The organism is Hypericibacter terrae, assembly GCF_008728855.1.
GTDB lineage: Bacteria > Pseudomonadota > Alphaproteobacteria > Dongiales > Dongiaceae > Hypericibacter > Hypericibacter terrae.
The window spans coordinates 636128-654267 of the sequence record NZ_CP042906.1 but is presented as its reverse complement, the minus strand read 5'-3'; the positions used below and the strand labels follow the sequence as shown (position 1 = coordinate 654267).

Genomic DNA, 18140 nt, shown 5'->3' with positions numbered 1-18140 from the left:
CACGGCAGGACCGCCCCGGGATTCCTGCATGGGTGGACGCCTCCGGGCCTCGCCTAAACCCCTGGATCGAAAAGGGTATTCCCAGCACCAGAAGGTCTGCTGCCGCCGGCGCCGTCCCATGCGATGCTGGCGGGCTGTCCCCTCCGGCCGGCCGCGAGATGCCCTTGTCCTCCTCCAGCGATTCCACCGAAGCCGAGGCATCCGAAGCCCCGACGGAAGCGATGACGGAAGCGGCCCTGCTGGAGGCGGCGCTCGACTATCTCGCGCGCTATGCCGCCTCGACCACCCGGTTGCGGCGGGTGCTGGAGCGCCGCGTGCGGCGGCGCTCCGCCGACCGCAATGTCCTCGACGCAGCGCGCAAGACTATCGCCGAGGTGATCGCCAAGCTGACCGCGAAAGGCCTGCTCGAAGACGGGCGCTACGCCTCGACCCGGGCCGAGAGCCTGACGCGGCAGGGCCGTTCGCGCCGCTGGATCGAGGCCAAGCTCTCCGCCGACGGTGTCGCCTCGCCCCTGATCCGCGACGCCATCGAGGCATTGCCGGGAAGCCGGGCCCGGTCCGAGCTGGGCGCCGCCATCGCCTTCGCGAAGCGGCGGCGCCTCGGTCCCTACCGGACGCCGAAGCGTCGCAGCCGGGAAGAGCTGAAAGCGCTGGCAAGCAAGGAGCTGGCGGCGCTGGCCCGGGCCGGCTTCGATCACCGCACGGCGCGGATCGTGCTGGATGCAGGCTCGGCCGAGACGCTGCTGGCGATGCTGGACGAGGCGTGAGACTGGCCTCCTACCCAGCAGGTTTGTACGAACCCACTGCAGTTGTCACAGAAATCCGGCTTCCCACGCCCGATCACCGGCCATCACATGCCCGTGAGACAGGGCCGTCGCCGCGCGCGCCCCCCGCTTCCCCATTATAATGGGCGCTAATCCACCCCACCTGGACTGGATCGCGTCACGACAAGGGAGACTCTTCGATGCACAAATTCACTCGTATCGCGCTGGCGGCTGGCCCCGTGCTCGGGCTCGCGGTCGGCCTCGCCATCGCGCTGCCCGCGCCGTCCGGCTGGTCGATGGGCAGCTCGAGCGACAGCTCGAGCACTTCCCCCGCCGTCACCGCCGATTATGTGACGGCGAAGAAACTGGTCGACGAGGGCAACTATCGGGATGCGATCCCGATCCTCGATCAACTGGTGGCGAAGAACCCGGCCGACGCCGATGCGCTCAACGAGCTTGGCTTCAGCCATCGCAAGCTCGGCCATCAGCAGAAAGCGCTGACCTACTATCTCAAGGCGCTCTCGACCGAGCCCAATCATCTCGGCGCCAACGAATATCTGGGCGAACTCTATCTCGAGATGAAGGACCTGCCCCACGCCGAGGAACGCCTCGCCGTTCTGGAGAAGGCCTGCACGAATTGCGAGCAGTACACCGAGCTGAAGGAGAAGATCGCAGACTACAAGGCGAAGCAGCAGAGCTGATCCCGGCTGCAGAGCCGGGCGCGGCCGCCCCCGCGGCCGGCGCCCTTGATCCGAAAGAGGGGTGAACCGATGCGCAGATTTCTTCGCATGGCCTTCCTGGCCGCCCCGGTTCTCGCTTCCGCCACGGCCCTGGCCTCGATCAGCGCCGGGGCCGCCGGCGGGAACACCGACCATTCGGCCGCGACCTCGCCCACGCCCAGCGTCGTCCAGGACGATTACGCCGCGGCCAAGAACCTCATCGACCGGGAGCGCTACCGCGACGCCATCCCGATCCTGGAATGGCTGGTGGCGAAGAACCCCGCGGATACCGACGCGCTCAACGAGCTGGGCTACAGCCATCGCGAGCTGGGCCACGAGCAACGGGCCCTGAACTACTATCTTCAGGCCCTGGCCATCCAGCCCGAGCATGTCGGGGCCAACGAGTATCTGGGCGAGCTCTACCTCACCATGAAAGACCTGCCCAAGGCCGAGGAGCGGCTCGCCGTGCTGCAGAAAGCCTGTGGAAATTGCGAGGAATTCTCGGAACTTAAGGAAAAGATTGCGGACTATAGGGCGAAGCAGCAGAGTTGAGCCACCGGTCACTTTGAATCGAGCGTGCCCTGATGCTTGCCTTTGTTCGCCTCGCCCTCTGCGCCGGCCTCCTGCTGGGCGCCAGCCTCCTCTTGCCTCTGTCGGCCCAGGCGCAAGACCCGAACGCGCCCGGTCTCAATCTGTCGAATCCCTATGCGAAGCCGAACACCGGGACGCTCGGCTCCTCGCTCAACGAGACCATCACGCCGCGGAACGAGCAGTACAACGAGGCGCTCGCCCGCATCCAGACCGGCGACTATGACGGCGCGATGCTGATCCTCAACAAGCTGATCGCGATGGATCCGGTCGACGCGGATGCGCTGACCCAGCTGGGCTACTGCTATCAGAAGGAGAACCAGCTGGGGAAGGCGATGAGCTACTACAAGAAGGTCATCGGCATGAAGCCCCAGCATCTGCTCGCCAACCGGAATGCCGGCGAGTTGCTGCTCGATATGAAGAATCTCTCGGGCGCGGAAGAGCGGCTCACCGTGCTGCAGGACGCCTGCGTGAATTGCGACGAGTACAACCAGCTCAAGGCGAAGATCGACGCCTACAAGCTGTCGATCCAGGGCTGATCGCGGCGCCGTCCACTCGCTTGTCACCCCGGCGAAGGAGCGTGTGAAGAAATCGAATGATGCCGTAAGAGGGCGTCAGAAATACTCTCGCCCCCTCCCCTTGCGGGAGGGGGTAGGGGGAGGGGTGACACGGGCGCGATGCCGATCACACTTACGATCAAGCAACGCTCTGAAAGCAACAGGCTTGGGCTGAGCTGGCAACGAACGAACATGAGCAGACCTGGCTCGACACCTTCTAAAATGACCTCGTCCGGCATCACCCCTCCCCCTACCCCCTCCCGCAAGGGGAGGGGGCTTGGAGCTTCTATGCTTCGCTCGATTCTTTCACACGCTCGAAGGCCGGCATGACGCGAAAAACACGACCTTTTTTTGTTAGAAGCGCGCACGCCGAACTATCCGCCTTCCCCTCACCCCGTCGGTATCGCGCCGGCGCGGACGCGCTGGCGCAGGACCTTTTCCGTCAGGCCGGTGAAGGGCGGCAGGGTCCGCGCGTCGGCGATCGCGAGCACGCGCAGCGGCTGGGTGCGGCCGCGCACGGCGATCTCATGGGGCGCCGCGTCGGGTAGTTCGAGGCCGGCCAGCTCCGCGACCGAGGCCGAGATCACCAGCTGGCAGGCGAACTCCTTCGTCAGACCTTCGAGCCGGCTTGCCGTGTTGACCGAATCGCCGATGGCGGTCATCGAGGTGGCGCGGCCATAGCCCATCTCGCCGACGATCGCCGGGCCCACATGGATGCCGATCCCGATGCGCAGCGGCTCGGGCAGGTCATGCTCGAGCACGCGATTGACCTCGTCGAGATTGACCGCCATGCGCCGGGCCGCCTCGAGCGAGAGACGGCAGCCTTCCTCGGGATTGCTGCCAACCCCGAACAGCGCCATCACGCCGTCGCCGATGAATTTGTCGAGATGGCCGCCGGCCTGCTCGACCGCCGTGCCCATGGCACGGAAATAGCGGTTGAGCAGGAACACCACGTCGTAGGGCAGCTTGCGCTCGGCGAAGCGGGTGAAGGCGCGCAGATCCGCGAACAGGATCGCGATCTCCTCCTCATGGCCCTGGAGATAGCCCGGACGCGCATGGGAATCGCGCGGGCTGGCGGTGGGCGGCAGCATCGGCAGGACCGAGACGTTCACGCGCGGCCGCAACTGGCAGGCGAGCCGGATGCCGGGTCCCGCCGCCACGCGATCGAGCACGCGGCGCTCTTCGGGCCCGGGCTCGGGCAGCGCGCCATCGCTCGCGAGAATCCGCACCCGGCAGGTCGAGCAGCGCCCGCGCCCGCCGCAGACGCTGGCATGGGGGATGCCGCCGATCCGGCTGGCCTCGAGCACGCTGGTGCCCGGCTGGATCTCCACCTTGCGCCCGTCGGGATAGGTCACCTGGATCGCGCGATGGCGGATGAACCAGGCCCGGAACCAGCGCGCGACCAGCGTGGCCAGCAGAAGACCGGCGAAGAGCCACAGCAGGCCGTTGCGAATGCCGTAGAGATGGGCGACCTGCTCGGGCGTCGGGAAATGGATGATGGCGTTCGCCGCCGCCATCGAGTCCGGATCCTCGGCCAGCCGCGCCACCTCGCGCCCGCCTTCCACGAATCCCAGCAGCGCCAGCACCGGCAGCAGGAGCCCCACCGCGAAGAGATAGGCCGCGCCCCTCGGGAACCAGGGCTTGAGCCGCAGCCAGAAATAAAGACCGATACAGCCATGCGCCCAGGCGATAGCCGTGACCAGCGCCTGCTTTACCCCGTCGCTCGGCTGCCAGAGCCAGGTCACGAGCAGCTGGTAGGCGTAATTGTCGTTGGTGCCGTAAAGGGCCTCGGCCAGCCGCGTGCCGATCACATGGGTGACGATCAAGGGCGGCACGGCGAGCCCCAGCAGCAGCTGGGCCGCCTCCCAGGGCGCCATGCGCAGCGACCGGCGCTGATAGATCGCCCAATAGGCCAGGCCCTGATGGATGAAGATCGCCGCATAGAGCAGCAGGGTCATCGGCCAGTTGCGCCAGAGCAGCAGGAACAGGCCCCGGCCCGCCTCCATCGCATCGAGCGAGATCAGCCCGGCCGCATGATTGAGGTAATGGGTCGTGAGATAGGCAAAGAGCGTCAGGCCGGTGACGAGCCGGACCCGTCGCACCATATCCTTTGCCTGCATGGGCCTTTTGCCTTTCGAGCGCGGCGCGGATGGTTTTCCCGACCCCGTGACTGTGATATTAGACGCGACCATGAGTCACTGGAAACTGGACGCTTTCGCCCATCGCGTGGAATTGAACCCGCGAGCCCTTCCCACCGAAGCTCCCTACCCCGCCTCGCTGCTGCCGATCCTCGATCCGGCGGGCTTCCGAGCGGCGGCGCAGGAGATTCGCGGATGGCCCGGCTATCGGCAGACCAACCTGCTGCCTCTGCCGGGACTGGCCGCAGCACTGGGCCTGCGCGCCATCTGGTACAAGGACGAGAGCTCGCGTTTCGGGCTCGGCAGCTTCAAGGCGCTGGGCGGCGCCTATGCGGTCTATCGCGTCCTGGCCGCGGCGGTGAAAGAAGCGACCGGCAAGGAGCCGAGCTCCGCCGAGCTGATGGCCGGTGCCCACAAGGACATCGTCGGCGCCATCACCGTCGCGACCGCGACCGACGGCAATCATGGCCGCTCGGTCGCTTGGGGCGCCCAGCTCTTCGGCTGCCGCTGCATCGTCTATATCCATGCCGAGGTGAGCGAGGGCCGCTGCGAGGCGATCGCGCATTACGGCGCCGAGGTGCGGCGGATCGAGGGCAATTACGACGATTCGGTTCATCGGGTGGCGGCCGACGCCAAGACCCATGGCTGGACCATCGTCTCCGACACCTCCTATGAGGGCTACAAGGATGTGCCGCGGACGGTGATGGAAGGCTATGGCCTGATCGGCATCGAGACGCTCGACGAGCTTCCGGCGGAAGCGCGGCCGACGCATCTCTTCATCCAGGGCGGCGTCGGCGGCCTCGCCGCCGCGACGACCGCGCTGCTGTGGCAGAAGCTCGGCGGCGAGCGGCCGCAGGTGGTGGTGGTCGAGCCCGACGCGGCCGACTGCCTGTTCCAGAGTGCCGCCAACGGCAAGCCGACCAAGATCGAGGGCGACCTCGACACGATCATGGCCGGGCTGGCCGCCGGCGAGGTGTCGCTCCTGGCCTGGGAGATCCTCGATCTCGGCGCCAATGCCTTCATGACCGTGCCCGACGACGCGGCGATCTCGGCGATGCGGGCACTCGCCGAAGGAGTCGGCGGCGATCCGCCGACCGTCGGCGGCGAGTCCGGCGTCGGCGGCCTGGCGGGCCTGTTCGCGGCCGCCAACGATCCGAAGACGGCGCAGACCTTGTCGCTGGGGGCGCTCTCCTGCGTCCTCATCATCGGCAGCGAAGGCGATACCGACCCCGTGGTCTATGAACGGCTGGTCGGCCAAAGCGGCGCCGAAATCCGCGCCGAAGCGTGAGCGGAAGGCGCCAGCGCCATGGATGACCTTCGGGCCCGCCGCATCCTCGATCGCGAGCGCCGCCGTGCCGAACGGCTGAAGGCGCTGGCCGAAGGGCCCGCGAGCCCCTGCATCGGCATCTGCCGCATCGACGACCGCACCGGCTGGTGCATCGGCTGCTTTCGCAACATCGACGAGATCCGCGAGTGGATGATCACGCCGCCGGCCGAGCGCCACCGCATGCTGGAAGAGCTGAAGCAGCGCCGCATGACGCAATCGCCCGCCCAGGCGCAGGGCGCTGCCTCCGGCCATAGCCATGGCGCGACCGCGAAAGCGGGAGACAAAGCGCCGCCGGAAAGCTCGACGTGAGCGCACCGCTCACCCGGCGCAACGGCATGCTGATCCTGGTGCCCTTGACGCTGTGCTGGGGCGCCAACTGGCCGGCGATGCATATCGCCCTCGCCGAGATTCCGATCTGGACCTTCCGCACCCTCTGCCTGGTGCTGGGCGGCGCGGGCCTGCTCGCGATTGCGGCCGCCAGCGGCGCCTCGCTCCGGATTCCCCGGCGCGAGCTCCGGCCGCTCCTGATCTGCAGCTTCTTCAACATCACCGCCTGGCATCTGCTTTCGGCCGCGGGGCTGCAATTGATGCTGGCGGGGCGAGCCTCGATCGTCGCCTTCACCATGCCGCTCTGGGCCGGGCTCATCGCCTGGCCGGTCTTAAGCGAGCGCCCGACGCGGCGCAATCTGATGGGGCTGGGGCTGGGGCTCGCCGGCATCGCGGCCTTGATCCTTCCCGAATGGGAGAGCGTCGTGGCCTCGCCCTATGGCGTCCCGCTCATGATCGGCGCCGCGATCTGCTGGGCCGCGGGAACGGTCGGGGTCAAATATTGGCGCTGGTCGATGCCGACCGTGGTCGTCACGGGCTGGCAGGTCCTTCTGGGCGGCATTCCGATCGCGATCGGCATGCTGATCTTCGAGCGCGGCTATGATTTCGCCACTGTGGATCTGCCCGGCTGGCTGGGGCTGGCCTACACCGTCCTGGTCGCGATGCTGTTCTGCCAGTGGGCCTACTTCAAGGTGGTCGCCACCTTCCCAGCGCAGCTCGCCTCGATCAGCGTTCTCGCCATTCCCATCGTCGGCGTCGCCAGCAGCAGCCTGCTCACCGGCGAGGCGATCGGCATCGACGTCGTGGTCGCGCTGGTCTGCGTGCTGTCGGGCCTGGGGCTGGTGCTGTTCCAGCCGGCGAAGCGACCGGTGACGGCGACGGCGGCGCGCGCCGAGGGGTGAGGCCTTCACTATCCCCTCCCCCGCAAGGGGGGAGGGGATTAGATGGCGCAGCCGCTATCGCCTTTCCGCCACCGCCGATCATACCGAATTCCCACGCTTCACGTCGGACGGCCTTACGCCGAACTTGCGGCGGAACGCGGTGCTGAAATGGGACGAGCTGTTGAAGCCGACCCGATAGGCAATCTCCGTCAGCGTGTGCGCGTCATGGTTGCTGTTGAGCAGCATGTCATAGCTGCACTCCAGCCGCCGGTTCCAGACCCAGTGGGAGACGGATGTTCCCTCGAGCGTGAAGAGCGAGTGGAGATAGCGCAACGAGATCGCGTTGCCCTTGGCGATGGCCTCGAGCGACAGGTCGGGCTCGCAGAGATGATCCTCGATCCACGCCTTGACGGAACGAAGCCGTGCCTTCTGCACGGCCTGGTCCGAGAGCGGCTCTTCGCCCTGGACCGAATCGAAGGCCAGCGCCAGAACATCCATCAGCTCGTCGCCCAGGCGCGCGCGGACGGGGGCGTCGAGCGAGGCCCCCTGGGACGCCAGCATCGAGCAGAACTCGACCGCGATCCGGCCCAGGCCCCGGCCGGTGCTCAGGGTCGCCGAGAGCGGAATCCGATCCTTGGCAAAGCGCGAGGCGAAATCCTCTCGCGGAATCTCGAGATAATAGGATCGAATCTTGCCCTGGCACTGAAGATCGTAGGGCTCGGAGGCGCAGAACAGCGCGCCCGTTCCGGCATTGGTCGAGAGCGTGGCGCCCGACTGGAGAACATTGATGTTGCCGGTCTGGATGAACTGGACGTAGTAGCAATCCTTGTCGAGCTTCGCCAGATGTGAGCGCCGCCGCGATATCTGCTGATGCGACAGCAGGATGTCGGTCACCGTCACGGCCCCGAACTGCGCCTCGCGGATGAACCCTTCATAGTCGGACGGGTCCTCGGCCTGGACATCGACATGGACATACACGTCGCAGATCGCGTCGCGCCACGCGGCGTAGCGCTTGGCGCGCACCAAGCTCTCTGTCGAGAAGATCAGATCCACCGTAGCCCTCCCTGGTCTGTCGAGGGCCCATCTCCCCGAGCGATGCCGATAGCCATGGCAGGATCGAGGCGACAGACTTAAGGGGGTTTCTTTTAGGTTTTTTGTCCCCCCAGCCCCATATTCTTGGCCTTTCCCCTTGGAGCAGCAATAAAAAGTTCGAGTGCACAACCAAGCAAGAATCTTGCGCTCAGGGGCAAGATTCCTCTTTTGGGCCGGTGCTACTCCGCCGATCACGGCAAATGGCCGCCAGACGCCATAGACCCGTAAACCGACAAACCGTCGGGGGAGGAGTGGCCATGTTCCGCGTCCCCAATCTGACGCAGGAGCGCATCGTCTTTCTGTTCGCGCTTGTCCTGCTGGCGGCCTTTGCCGCCTTTCTCCCCGGCTTCTCCGCGCCGGACAACCTTCTGTCGCTGGTTCGCAGCGTCTCGGTGCTGGGAATCCTCGGCGTCGCGATGGCCCTGGTCGTAATTGGCAGGGGTATTGACCTATCTCTCGTTTCCCTCATGGCCATGTCGCTGGCCTGGTCCCTCCAGCTCGTCACGAACGGCATGTCGCTGGCGGGCGGGCTCGCCCTGGGACTGGGCATGTCCCTGGTCTTCGGGGTCATCACCGGGTTCCTGATCGCCTATGTCGAGATCCCCGCCATTTTCGCCACGCTGGCGATGGGCATCCTGATCTACGGCTTCGGCCGGCTCTTCCTCATCGATCTCGACGTCGTCTATCTGCCCGACGCGGCGCATCCGATCGTCTGGATCGGCGCCGGGAACATCGAAGGCATCCCGATTCCGGTGATCGTCTTCGCCCTCGTCTGCGCGGTCGCCGCCCTGTTCCTCCGCTACGTCAAGTCGGGCCGCTTCATCCGCGCGATCGGCGACAATCCGCTGACCTCGCGGATCACCGGGCTGCCGGTGCGTCCGATCGTCGTGATGCAGTATGCGCTTTCGGCCCTGGTGGGTTTTCTCGCCGGGCTCGTCACGGTGACGTCGGTCGCCAGCATGAACACCCGCATCGCCATCTCGACCTTCGTCTACGACATCATCCTGGTCGTGGTGCTGGGCGGGATCGGCCTCTCGGGCGGCCGGGGCGGAATCCGCAACGTCATCGTCGGCACGCTCCTCATCGGCATCCTGATCAACGGGATGACGATCATGAACATCCAATACACCGTCCAGAACGTGATCAAGAGCGTCATCCTGCTCGCCGCGATCGTCGCCGACACCATCATCAATCCGCGCGACGAGCAGACGGCTCAACAAGGCGACATCTGACAAGACGACACCAAGCAACCAATAAGCATTCTACCAGGGAGAAAAACCATGAGACGCATGAAAGCATTGCTGCTGGCGGCAGCGATCGGGTTCGTCGGCAGCGCGGTGCATGCCGAGGGTATCGACGATCCGGCGCGTGCCTCCTATTACGACGCGTTCAAGGGCAAGACGGTCGCCTATGTTCCGGTCGCGATGGGCTTCGACCTGACCGAGGGCTGGGCCGCCGGCCTGCGCCAGTATCTCGAACCCCTGGGCATCAAGTTCGAGGTCCGCGATCCGAACTGGAGCACCGACGCGGGCGCACAGGCCATCACCTCGCTGATCGAGGAGAAGCCGGACGTCATCGTCGTGCATAATCCCGACGTCCAGTCCTACGCGAAGCTGCTGAAAAAGGCCGAGCAGGCAGGCATCTATGTCGTCCAGGTCAATATGCGCTCGAGCTATTCGACCGACGCCTTCATCGGCGCCGACTATGTCGGCATGGGCGAGTATCTCGGCAACCGCCTGGTGGAGAAATGCTCGCCGGCCAATGGCGGCAGCGGGAAGGTCTCGATCACGCAAGGCGTGCTGACGGCCGCGGCGAGCGCCTATCAGATGAAGGGGATCGACAACGTCCTGTCCAAGCATCCCGAGATCAAGGTGGTGTCGAACCAGGCCGCCGACTGGGATGCCACCAAGGCCCGCACCATCATGGCGACCGCCCTGCAGCAGAACCCCGACCTTTGCGGCGCCGTCGGCTTCTGGGACGTGATGGATGTCGGAACCGCCTCCGCCATCAAGGAATCCGGCAAGAACGTCTATCTGATCACGCAGGGCGGCGGCAACCAGGCGGCTTGCGACAATCTGGACAAGGGCCTCTTCAGCGAGGTCGTCGTCTATCACGTGCCGAGCCAGGCGCGCGACATGGCCGACATGATCAAGAGCCTGCTGCAGAACAAGCCGAAGCCGGGCGAGACGCACACGACGCTGTTCACCCCGCTCACCATCCTGACCAAGGACACGATGAAGCCCGGCTCCTGCTGGTCGCTCGAGGCCAAGCCGTAACCTTCCCGGTGGCGCCCGGCGGGAGCCCGCGACAAGCGGGCCCCGCCGGTGCCTGCGGCCCCCTTGATTGATCGCGAGCCCGATATGTCCCTCGCCGAGCCCGTCACCTATTGGCGTTACAGGCTGATTCCCGATCACGTCGTCGGCGAGATTCTGGCTAAGCGCTGGATCGACAACGCCATACCGTTCTTCGTCCTGATCATCGTGGTCGCCGGCTTCAGCTATCTGATGCCGGGCTTCTTCAGCCTGGGCGGTCTCACCACGCTGACGCGGCAATTGGGGGAGTTCGGGCTGGTCGTGATCGCGATGACGATCGTCATGCTGGCGGGCGGCATCGATCTGAGTGTCGGCTCGAACTTCGCGCTCGCGAACATCACGGCCCTGGCGCTCCTGAACGTCTATGAGCTGCCGCTCGGGGTCGCGTTCATTCTGACCCTGGCCGTCGGTGCCCTGGTCGGGCTCGTGAACGGCATCCTGGTCGGCTATCTGCGTCTGCGCGCCTTCCTGACGACGCTGGTCACGCTGATCATCGTGCGGGCGGTCGTGGACATGCTGCTGCTCCAGCTGGCCGTGCGGATCTCCGGGGGATTCATCGATTCCGATCTGTGGGACTTTCTCGGCGACGGAACGGTGCTCGACATCCCGTTCAGCTTCGCGCTCTTCATCGTGATCGCGCTCCTCACCCATATCGTGCTCAGCCGGACCCGGCCCGGCTGGCAGCTCATGGCCGTGGGCGGCATGCGCCGCTCCGCTTACAATGTCGGCATCCCGGTGCGGCGCACGATCTGTCTCGCCTATGTCGCCTCGGGCACGCTGGTGGCGCTCGCGGGCTTCCTGTTCGCGGCGAGGCTCGGCGGCGCCGGCTCCGATACCGGCCTCGGCATGGAGATCACGGCCCTGACCGCGGCGGTCCTGGGCGGGAACAGCCTCGGCGGCGGCCGCGGCTCCGTGGCCAAGGCCGTGTTCGGCGCCATCATCATCATGATCCTGATCAACGGGCTCGTGCGGCTGGGGGTCCCCAGCGGCGCCAGCTCGCTCGTTCAGGGGCTGATCCTGCTGGCCGCGGTCGCGATCGATGTGCGCTGGCTCAAGAACCGCCACAAGGTGCTGGCCAAGGTCTATGTCTCGCCGACCTACCAGAGCCTGCCTGCGACCCTGGGCACGGCCCGGAATTCCTCCTCGCCTTATGCGCTGAACGACAAGCTGCGCGGCGTGTCCCCGATCGGGCTGGGCGAGATCGACGGGCCGGAGGACGTCATCCTCGACGAGGAGGATCACATCTATGCCGGCACCCGCACCGGCGACATCGTCCGGTTCCTCGCGCCCGACTATCGGCGCCAGGAAGTGTTCGCCCATGTCGGCGGGCGGCCGCTCGGCATGGCCTTCGCGAAGGATGGCGCGCTTCTCTGCTGCATCGGCGGCATGGGGCTCTATCGCATCGGCAAGGACCGCCAGGTCGCCAAGCTGACGGACGAGACCAACCGGACGCGGTTCTCGGTCATCGACGATTCGCGCCTGAAGCTGGCCGACGATCTCGACATCGCGCCCGACGGCCGCGTCTTCTTCAGCGAAGCGACGATCCGCTACGAGATGCATGAATGGCCGGTAGATTGCCTCGAATCGCGAGGCAACGGCCGGATCGTCTGCTACGATCCGAACAGCAACACCACGCGCACCGTGCTGCGCAACCTGATCTTTCCGAACGGGATCTGCATGACGCATGACGGCGTCTCCTTCCTGTTCGCCGAGACCTGGGGGTGCCGGGTGAGCCGCTACTACTTCGACGGCCCGAAGGCCGGCACGGTCGAGCCGGTGATCCCCAACCTCCCCGGCTATCCCGACAACATCAACCGCGCGTCGGACGGCAGCTATTGGCTGGCCCTGGTGGGAATGCGCACGCCCTCCCTCGATCTGGCGCTGAGGATGCCGGGCTTCCGCCGGCGGATGGCGCGCCGGGTGGCGCCCGACGAGTGGCTGTTCCCGAACATCAATACGGGCTGCGTCATCCGCTTCGACGAGAAGGGAACGATCCTGGACGTGATGTGGGATCTCGGCGGCGAGAACCATCCGATGATCACCTCGATGCGGGAGCATAAGGGGCATCTCTATATCGGCGGCATCCTCAACAACCGTATCGGCAGGCTGCCGCTCGAGGGCTTCGACCCGAGCTGGACAGGCCCCGCCTCCTATTGGGGGCGTGGATGAACCTCGGCTTCACCCGGATCCTGGATGCCGTCCTGGGACGCGGCGAGAGCGCCATCACGGTCCCCGCCCTCGATGGCGCATTCCGGCCGAACCGCAAGCTGGACGAAGCCCCCCAGCGCATCGCCATCGACCATCCGAGCGCGATCATCGCGGGCCCCGACGGCCTGCTGGTCGCCAGCGCCGACGAGATCCGGCGGCTCGACACCGGCGGCGCCTGGTCGCTGGTCCACAAAGCCGAGGCGGCTGTCTCCTGCCTGGGCGAGATGGGAGGCGGCATTGCCGTCGGGCTGGAGAACGGGGCCGTCAGCATCGTCGGCGGCCGGTTCGACGGCGCGAGGTTCGACCCCGAGCCCGAAGCGCGCTGCCCGGTCGCGATCGCCGGAGCCGAGGACAAGCTCTATGTCTGCCACGGCTCGGCATCGAACGGCCCCTCCGAATGGCAGCGGGATCTCATGGAGCGCAATGCGTCGGGCTCCGTCTGGCTGCTGGAGCCCGCTTCGGGAAAGCGCCGCCGGATCGCCGACCGACTGGCATTCCCCGCCGGCATCGCCGCCGACCGGGAGACGCTGATCGTCTCCGAAAGCTGGAGGCACCGCGTCATCCGCCTGGACCGATCGACGGGAACGCTGCGCGACGTGCCGCTGGGCGACCTTCCGGGATATCCCGGCCGGATCGCCCGCGACGGCGGGCAGGGCTACCTGCTGTCGGTCTTCGCGCCGCGCAGCCAGCTCGTCGAGTTCATTCTGCGCGAGCCCGCCTACAAGCGGCAGATGCTGGCCGAGGTCGAGCCCCGCTACTGGGTGGCGCCGACCTATCGGGCCGGCCAGTCCTTCTACGAGCCCCTGCAGGGCGGCGGCGTGAAGCATCTGGGCATATTGAAGCCCTGGGCGCCGACCCTGTCCTTCGGGATGGTCGTCCGGATGGACGAGAACTGCCTTCCCCTCGAGAGCTTCCAGAGCCGCGCCGATGGAGCGACCCATGGCATCGTGGGCGCGCTCTGGCACGACAACGGCCTCTATGCGGCATCGCGAGGAAATGGCGTCGTCGTCAGGCTGGAGCCTGCACCCGGCAGGCGGGCGGTCAGGCCATGACGGTCCTTCTCGAGCTCCGGGATGCGACCAAGGAGTATCGCGGCGTTCCCGCGCTCAAGAACGTCACCTTCACGCTCGAGCGCGGCGAGGTGCATGCGCTTCTCGGCGAGAACGGCGCCGGCAAATCGACGCTGACCAAGATACTGGCGGGCGTGATCCCGCCGACCTCGGGCCAGATCCTGCTCGACGGAAAGCCCGCCGAACTGACCAGCCCCGCCGACGCCCTCAAGAAGGGCATCGCGATGGTCTATCAGGAGACGAGCCTGGTTCCCTCTCTCACCGTGGCCCAGAACCTCTATCTGGGGGATGCGCGCTGGTTCAACCGTCTTCGCGGGATCTACATCGCCGCACAGCAGTTCCTGCAGTCCCTGAACTTCCCCGTCGATCCGACGGCGCTGGTTTCGAGCCTGGGTGCGGGACAGAAGCAGATGGTCGAAATCGCCCGGGCCGTCCATCACAAGGCGCGGGCGATCGTCTTCGATGAGCCGACCGGAACATTGACGCCCGAGGAGAAGCACCACTTCTTTGCCCTGGTCAAGCGCCTCCAGGCCCGCGACGTCTCGATCATCTTCATATCCCACGCCATCGAGGAGGCGCTCCAGATCTCCGACCGCATCACGATATTGCGGGACGGCGAGCATGTCGTCACGGACGCGACATCCAGCTTCGACCGCGGCCGGATCGTCCGGGCGATGGTGGGCAGGACGCTGTCGGAAGAGCTTTACGGCAAGACCGGCCAGAGGCGGATCCGGCCCGCCGGCCGCAAGATCCTGAGCGTCCAGAACCTGTCGATGGGCACCCTGGTCCGCAACACCACCTTCTCCGTCTTCGCCGGCCAGATCACGGGCGTCTTCGGGCTCATCGGCTCGGGCCGCACCGAGACCGCGAAGGTGGTCGCCGGCGTGATGAAGCGCGACTTCTTTCATGGCGGCCAGGTACGGCTCGAGGGACGTCCCGTGCGATACCGGGTGCCGCGGCCGGCGGTGCGCGACGGCGTCCTCTACGTGACTGAGGACCGCAAGATCGAGGGCTTCTTCGAAACCATGTCGGTCGCGGAGAATATCTATCTGGGTGCCGTCGCCGGCGGCCAGAGCCGGTCGCGGATCGTGAGCTTCTCGGAAATGAGGAAGCTCGCCGAGGAATGGACCAAGGCGCTCAGCATCCGGGTCATCAACGCCGATGCGCGCGTGATCGAGCTCTCCGGCGGCAACCAGCAGAAGGTGGTGGTCGCGAAGGCGCTGGTCCAGAAACCCCGGCTGATCATCTTCGACGAACCGACGCGCGGCGTCGATGTCGGCGCCATCGCCGAGATTCACCAGCTCATCAACAAGCTGGCGGACCAGGATCTGGCGGTCATGGTCATCTCCTCCTATCTTCCGGAGATCCTGCATCTCTCCGATCGGATCCTGGTGTCCAGACAGGGACGCATCGTCGAGGAGTTCATGGGGGACGAAGCCGACGAGGAGATGATCATGTATGCGGCGGTGCATTGATGTCGCCGGGCGCGAACTCCCCGAAGACGACGCGGGCGACCCGCGATGTTCTCTCGATCGCGGATATCGAGGCGCTGGAAGCCCTCCCCTATGACGAGCTGATCCCGGCTCGCACGCTGCTCGACCTGCTGCGCGCGACGGCGGCGCTGCATCCCGACCGCCCCGCCCTCACCACGATTCCGGCGGGGGGATATGCCGGCCGCTCGCTGACCCTCTCGCATCGGGATCTCCATCGGCGCGTCGTCCGGGCGGCGAACCTCTTTCGCGGCCTTACCGGCGGAAAGGACGGCGGCACCGTCGCGTTCCTCGGGCCCGTCGTCGAGGGCATGATGGAGACCCTCCTCGGCGCCCAGATCGCGGGCGTCGCCAGCACGATCAACTATCTGCTGAACGCCGAGGTCATCGCCGACCTGCTGACCGCGGAGAACGCCACCGTCCTGGTCCTGACGCCTCCCGATGCCGATGCGGCGATCTGGCAGAAGGCGCAGACCGTCATCGAGCGGACGACCTCGCTCCGCCATGTCGTGGTGCTGGGCCGGGCGGGAGCCGGTGTCCGGCCTATGCTCGACTTTGCCGAGATGGCGAGCCGGCACCGGGACGATGCGCTGGAGTTCGAGGCGCGGGCCTCGCGGGAGACGGTCTGCGCGCTCTTCCATACCGGCGGCACGACGGGACGGCCGAAGCTCGTGCGCCTGACCCATGGCAACCAGATCCACGCGGCCTGGAGCTTCGCCCAGGTTCACGGCTTCGACGAAACCGACGCCGTGATCGACGGGTTCCCGCTGTTCCATGTGGGCGGCACCATCACCAGCGGCCTTTCGGTCCTGGCCGCCGGCGGCCATATCGTCATTCCCTCTCCTTACGGCCTGAGGGACCGGGAGGCGGTCCGCAGCTATTGGAGGATCGTCGAGGCCTTCCGCATCACGATCGTCGGCGGCGTGCCGACCTCGATCGCGACGCTCACGGACACGCCGATCGCGGACGCCGACATCTCCTCCGTTCGGATGGGCGTGACGGGCGGTGCGGTCTGCCCCAAGGCCGTGAGCGAACGCTTCGTCGAGCAGACGGGCATCCGGCTCTTCGAAACCTACGGCATGACCGAGACGGCGGCGGCGATCGCCTTCAATCCGGGCCGGGGAACGCCGCTCCAAGGCAGCGTCGGATTCCGGGCGCCCTTCGCCCAGACACGGATCGCCAGCCTCGATCCCAGCCATCGCGGCGCGGCCTGCCCGCCTTTGACGAGCGGCCTGGTGCTGGTCAAGGGACCCCAGGTCTTTCCCGGCTACCTCGACCCCAAGCATAATCAAGGCGCCTGGAGCCCGGATGGCTGGCTCATCACCGGCGATGTCGGCTATCTGACCGCGGATCAGAGGCTGGTGCTGACGGGCCGGGAGAAGGACCTCATCGTCCGCAGCGGCCACAACATCAATCCCGCCGATATCGAGGACGTGGCCAACGAGTTTCCCGGCGTTCAGATCAGCGCCGCGGTCGGGATGCCGGACGCCTATGCGGGCGAGGTCCCGGTTCTCTTCGCGGTGGCGGCGCCGGGCGCCCGGCTCGATGCCGGCGAACTTCAGCGCCATCTGGAGGCGCATGTCGCCGAGCCGCCGGCGAAGCCCCGGCGCGTCTTCCTGATCGATGCCCTGCCGATGACGGCTGTCGGAAAGATCACCAAGGGCGACCTGAGAGATCGTGCCATCATCGAGAAGGTGCGGATGGAAGCCGAGCAAATCTTCGGCGCCTCGATCACCCCCACCGTTGCCGTCGCCAGGGACGAGAAGCTGAACACCGTCGTGCGGGTCGAGATCCAGGCAACCGACTCCAATTCCCTCCAGAAATTGAAGGATGCGCTGGAGCCGTTGCCGCAGCGCTATACCGTCATCGCCCGGTCCTGAAACATGACGTCGAACCCTGTCACCCTGAGCCGTTCCGGTCCTGTCGCCACCATCACACTCAACCGTCCCGCGTCGCTGAACGCCATGTCCGACGAGGCCGTCGGTGGCCTCGATAGGGTCCTGGACGAATTGGCGGCGGATGGCTCCATAAGGGCGGCCATCGTCACGGGCGCCGGCAAGGCCTTCTCGGCCGGTGGCGATCTCCTCCAGTTCGGCCAGAAGCTCGACGAGGATCCGAAATCGCTGCTGGCCACCCTGAAATACAATCAAGGGGTCCTCAACAAAGTGGAGCAGTTGCCCTTCCCCGTCATCGCGGCGGTCAATGGCGTCGCGGTCGCCGGCGGATTGGAGCTCGTCCTCTGCTGCGACGTCGTGCTGGCGTCCGAGCAGGCGATGATCGGCGACGGCCATGCGAAATATGCGATCGTGCCGGCCGCGGGATCCTCGGTTCGCCTGTTCGTCAAGATGCCCGCCAACCGGGCGGCGCATCTGCTCTATAGCGCGGAACTCTTCCCCGCCGCCAAGTTGCAGGAATGGGGACTGGTGAACGAGGTGGTCGCCGCCGACCGGCTGCTCGACAGGGCGATGGAAATCGCGCAGCAATACAGCCGGCAGAGCCCGCAGGTGCTGAAGCATATGAAAGCCCTGGCTCGGGCTCCGTTCGAGGCCCGCATCAAGGAAGGGCTGCGGCTGGAGCTGGAGGCCTTCCAAACGCATCTCGAGAGCCGCGATCTGGCGGAAGGTCTCAAGGCCTTTCGCGAGAAGCGGAAACCCAGCTACTAGAAGA

General features: G+C 66.3%; 16 protein-coding genes. 14 read left to right on the top strand and 2 right to left on the bottom strand.

Going from position 1 to position 18140, the window contains the following annotated elements; translation table 11 throughout:
- The first annotated feature begins 221 nt into the window (after nucleotides 1–221).
- The 4 genes from FRZ44_RS03045 (at nucleotide 222) to FRZ44_RS03030 (ending at nucleotide 2610) form a co-directional block, all read left to right on the top strand.
- On the top strand, nucleotides 222–767 hold the full coding sequence (locus FRZ44_RS03045; protein ID WP_191908389.1) for a RecX family transcriptional regulator: 546 nt from the start codon (nucleotides 222–224) through the stop codon (nucleotides 765–767).
- Between the two features lie 197 nt (nucleotides 768–964).
- Nucleotides 965–1465, top strand: coding sequence for a tetratricopeptide repeat protein (locus FRZ44_RS03040; protein ID WP_151175782.1), 501 nt, complete (start codon nucleotides 965–967; stop codon nucleotides 1463–1465).
- A 69-nt stretch (nucleotides 1466–1534) separates the two neighbouring features.
- Nucleotides 1535–2035, top strand: coding sequence for a tetratricopeptide repeat protein (locus FRZ44_RS03035; protein ID WP_151175781.1), 501 nt, complete (start codon nucleotides 1535–1537; stop codon nucleotides 2033–2035).
- Nucleotides 2036–2067: 32 nt separating this feature from the next.
- A complete protein-coding gene (locus FRZ44_RS03030; RefSeq protein WP_151175780.1) occupies nucleotides 2068–2610 on the top strand; it encodes a tetratricopeptide repeat protein in 543 nt (180 codons plus the stop codon).
- Nucleotides 2611–3017: 407 nt separating this feature from the next.
- On the opposite strand, the gene FRZ44_RS03025 is transcribed toward FRZ44_RS03030, so the two are convergent.
- Nucleotides 3018–4748: an adenylate/guanylate cyclase domain-containing protein gene (locus FRZ44_RS03025; protein WP_151175779.1), complete on the bottom strand. Its 1731-nt coding sequence runs from the start codon at nucleotides 4746–4748 to the stop codon at nucleotides 3018–3020.
- A gap of 70 nt (nucleotides 4749–4818) precedes the next feature.
- Here FRZ44_RS03025 and FRZ44_RS03020 point away from each other — a divergent pair, with 70 nt between their 5' ends.
- From FRZ44_RS03020 to FRZ44_RS03010, 3 genes are read left to right on the top strand one after another with little or no spacing between them, the layout of a single operon-like run.
- The gene (locus tag FRZ44_RS03020) at nucleotides 4819–6054 is read left to right on the top strand and encodes a diaminopropionate ammonia-lyase (RefSeq protein ID WP_151175778.1); all 1236 of its coding nucleotides are present in this window, start codon (nucleotides 4819–4821) and stop codon (nucleotides 6052–6054) included.
- An 18-nt stretch (nucleotides 6055–6072) separates the two neighbouring features.
- Nucleotides 6073–6402: a DUF1289 domain-containing protein gene (locus tag FRZ44_RS03015; RefSeq protein ID WP_191908388.1), complete on the top strand. Its 330-nt coding sequence runs from the start codon at nucleotides 6073–6075 to the stop codon at nucleotides 6400–6402.
- The gene (locus FRZ44_RS03010; RefSeq protein ID WP_151175777.1) at nucleotides 6399–7322 is read left to right on the top strand and encodes a DMT family transporter; all 924 of its coding nucleotides are present in this window, start codon (nucleotides 6399–6401) and stop codon (nucleotides 7320–7322) included. Before FRZ44_RS03015 ends, FRZ44_RS03010 begins: the two co-directional genes overlap by 4 nt.
- A gap of 78 nt (nucleotides 7323–7400) precedes the next feature.
- On the opposite strand, the gene FRZ44_RS03005 is transcribed toward FRZ44_RS03010, so the two are convergent.
- Nucleotides 7401–8354 (bottom strand): AraC-like ligand-binding domain-containing protein, encoded by a 954-nt coding sequence (locus FRZ44_RS03005; protein ID WP_151175776.1) that lies wholly within the window; start codon nucleotides 8352–8354, stop codon nucleotides 7401–7403.
- A 296-nt stretch (nucleotides 8355–8650) separates the two neighbouring features.
- Between FRZ44_RS03005 and FRZ44_RS03000 the strand changes: the two genes are divergently transcribed.
- From FRZ44_RS03000 to FRZ44_RS02970, 7 genes are all read left to right on the top strand, one after another.
- Nucleotides 8651–9625: an ABC transporter permease gene (locus tag FRZ44_RS03000; RefSeq protein ID WP_151175775.1), complete on the top strand. Its 975-nt coding sequence runs from the start codon at nucleotides 8651–8653 to the stop codon at nucleotides 9623–9625.
- 48 nt (nucleotides 9626–9673) lie between these two features.
- Nucleotides 9674–10669, top strand: a complete 996-nt coding sequence (locus FRZ44_RS02995; protein ID WP_151175774.1) for a sugar ABC transporter substrate-binding protein — start codon at nucleotides 9674–9676, stop codon at nucleotides 10667–10669.
- Nucleotides 10670–10753: 84 nt separating this feature from the next.
- Complete coding sequence (locus tag FRZ44_RS02990) at nucleotides 10754–12874, top strand: ABC transporter permease (protein ID WP_151175773.1); 2121 nt, start codon at nucleotides 10754–10756, stop codon at nucleotides 12872–12874.
- The gene (locus FRZ44_RS02985) at nucleotides 12871–13965 is read left to right on the top strand and encodes an SMP-30/gluconolactonase/LRE family protein (RefSeq protein WP_151175772.1); all 1095 of its coding nucleotides are present in this window, start codon (nucleotides 12871–12873) and stop codon (nucleotides 13963–13965) included. The genes FRZ44_RS02990 and FRZ44_RS02985 overlap by 4 nt, the downstream gene beginning before the upstream one ends.
- Nucleotides 13962–15458, top strand: a complete 1497-nt coding sequence (locus tag FRZ44_RS02980) for a sugar ABC transporter ATP-binding protein (RefSeq protein ID WP_151175771.1) — start codon at nucleotides 13962–13964, stop codon at nucleotides 15456–15458. Before FRZ44_RS02985 ends, FRZ44_RS02980 begins: the two co-directional genes overlap by 4 nt.
- Entirely contained in the window at nucleotides 15458–17353 is a 1896-nt protein-coding gene (locus FRZ44_RS02975; RefSeq protein ID WP_151175770.1) for an AMP-binding protein, read from the top strand. Before FRZ44_RS02980 ends, FRZ44_RS02975 begins: the two co-directional genes overlap by 1 nt.
- Before the next feature lie 3 nt (nucleotides 17354–17356).
- Nucleotides 17357–18136, top strand: coding sequence for an enoyl-CoA hydratase/isomerase family protein (locus tag FRZ44_RS02970; RefSeq protein WP_151175769.1), 780 nt, complete (start codon nucleotides 17357–17359; stop codon nucleotides 18134–18136).
- Nucleotides 18137–18140 lie beyond the last annotated feature (4 nt).

Bases quoted from the DNA above. Each gene is read 5' to 3' on its own strand.
- FRZ44_RS03045 (WP_191908389.1), top strand. From the start codon at position 222: ATGACGGAAGCGGCCCTGCTGGAGGCGGCGCTCGACTATCTCGCGCGC.
- FRZ44_RS03040 (WP_151175782.1), top strand. From the start codon at position 965: ATGCACAAATTCACTCGTATCGCGCTGGCGGCTGGCCCCGTGCTCGGG.
- FRZ44_RS03035 (WP_151175781.1), top strand. From the start codon at position 1,535: ATGCGCAGATTTCTTCGCATGGCCTTCCTGGCCGCCCCGGTTCTCGCT.
- FRZ44_RS03030 (WP_151175780.1), top strand. From the start codon at position 2,068: ATGCTTGCCTTTGTTCGCCTCGCCCTCTGCGCCGGCCTCCTGCTGGGC.
- FRZ44_RS03025 (WP_151175779.1), bottom strand. From the start codon at position 4,748: ATGCAGGCAAAGGATATGGTGCGACGGGTCCGGCTCGTCACCGGCCTG.
- FRZ44_RS03020 (WP_151175778.1), top strand. From the start codon at position 4,819: ATGAGTCACTGGAAACTGGACGCTTTCGCCCATCGCGTGGAATTGAAC.
- FRZ44_RS03015 (WP_191908388.1), top strand. From the start codon at position 6,073: ATGGATGACCTTCGGGCCCGCCGCATCCTCGATCGCGAGCGCCGCCGT.
- FRZ44_RS03000 (WP_151175775.1), top strand. From the start codon at position 8,651: ATGTTCCGCGTCCCCAATCTGACGCAGGAGCGCATCGTCTTTCTGTTC.
- FRZ44_RS02995 (WP_151175774.1), top strand. From the start codon at position 9,674: ATGAGACGCATGAAAGCATTGCTGCTGGCGGCAGCGATCGGGTTCGTC.
- FRZ44_RS02990 (WP_151175773.1), top strand. From the start codon at position 10,754: ATGTCCCTCGCCGAGCCCGTCACCTATTGGCGTTACAGGCTGATTCCC.
- FRZ44_RS02985 (WP_151175772.1), top strand. From the start codon at position 12,871: ATGAACCTCGGCTTCACCCGGATCCTGGATGCCGTCCTGGGACGCGGC.
- FRZ44_RS02980 (WP_151175771.1), top strand. From the start codon at position 13,962: ATGACGGTCCTTCTCGAGCTCCGGGATGCGACCAAGGAGTATCGCGGC.
- FRZ44_RS02975 (WP_151175770.1), top strand. From the start codon at position 15,458: ATGTCGCCGGGCGCGAACTCCCCGAAGACGACGCGGGCGACCCGCGAT.
- FRZ44_RS02970 (WP_151175769.1), top strand. From the start codon at position 17,357: ATGACGTCGAACCCTGTCACCCTGAGCCGTTCCGGTCCTGTCGCCACC.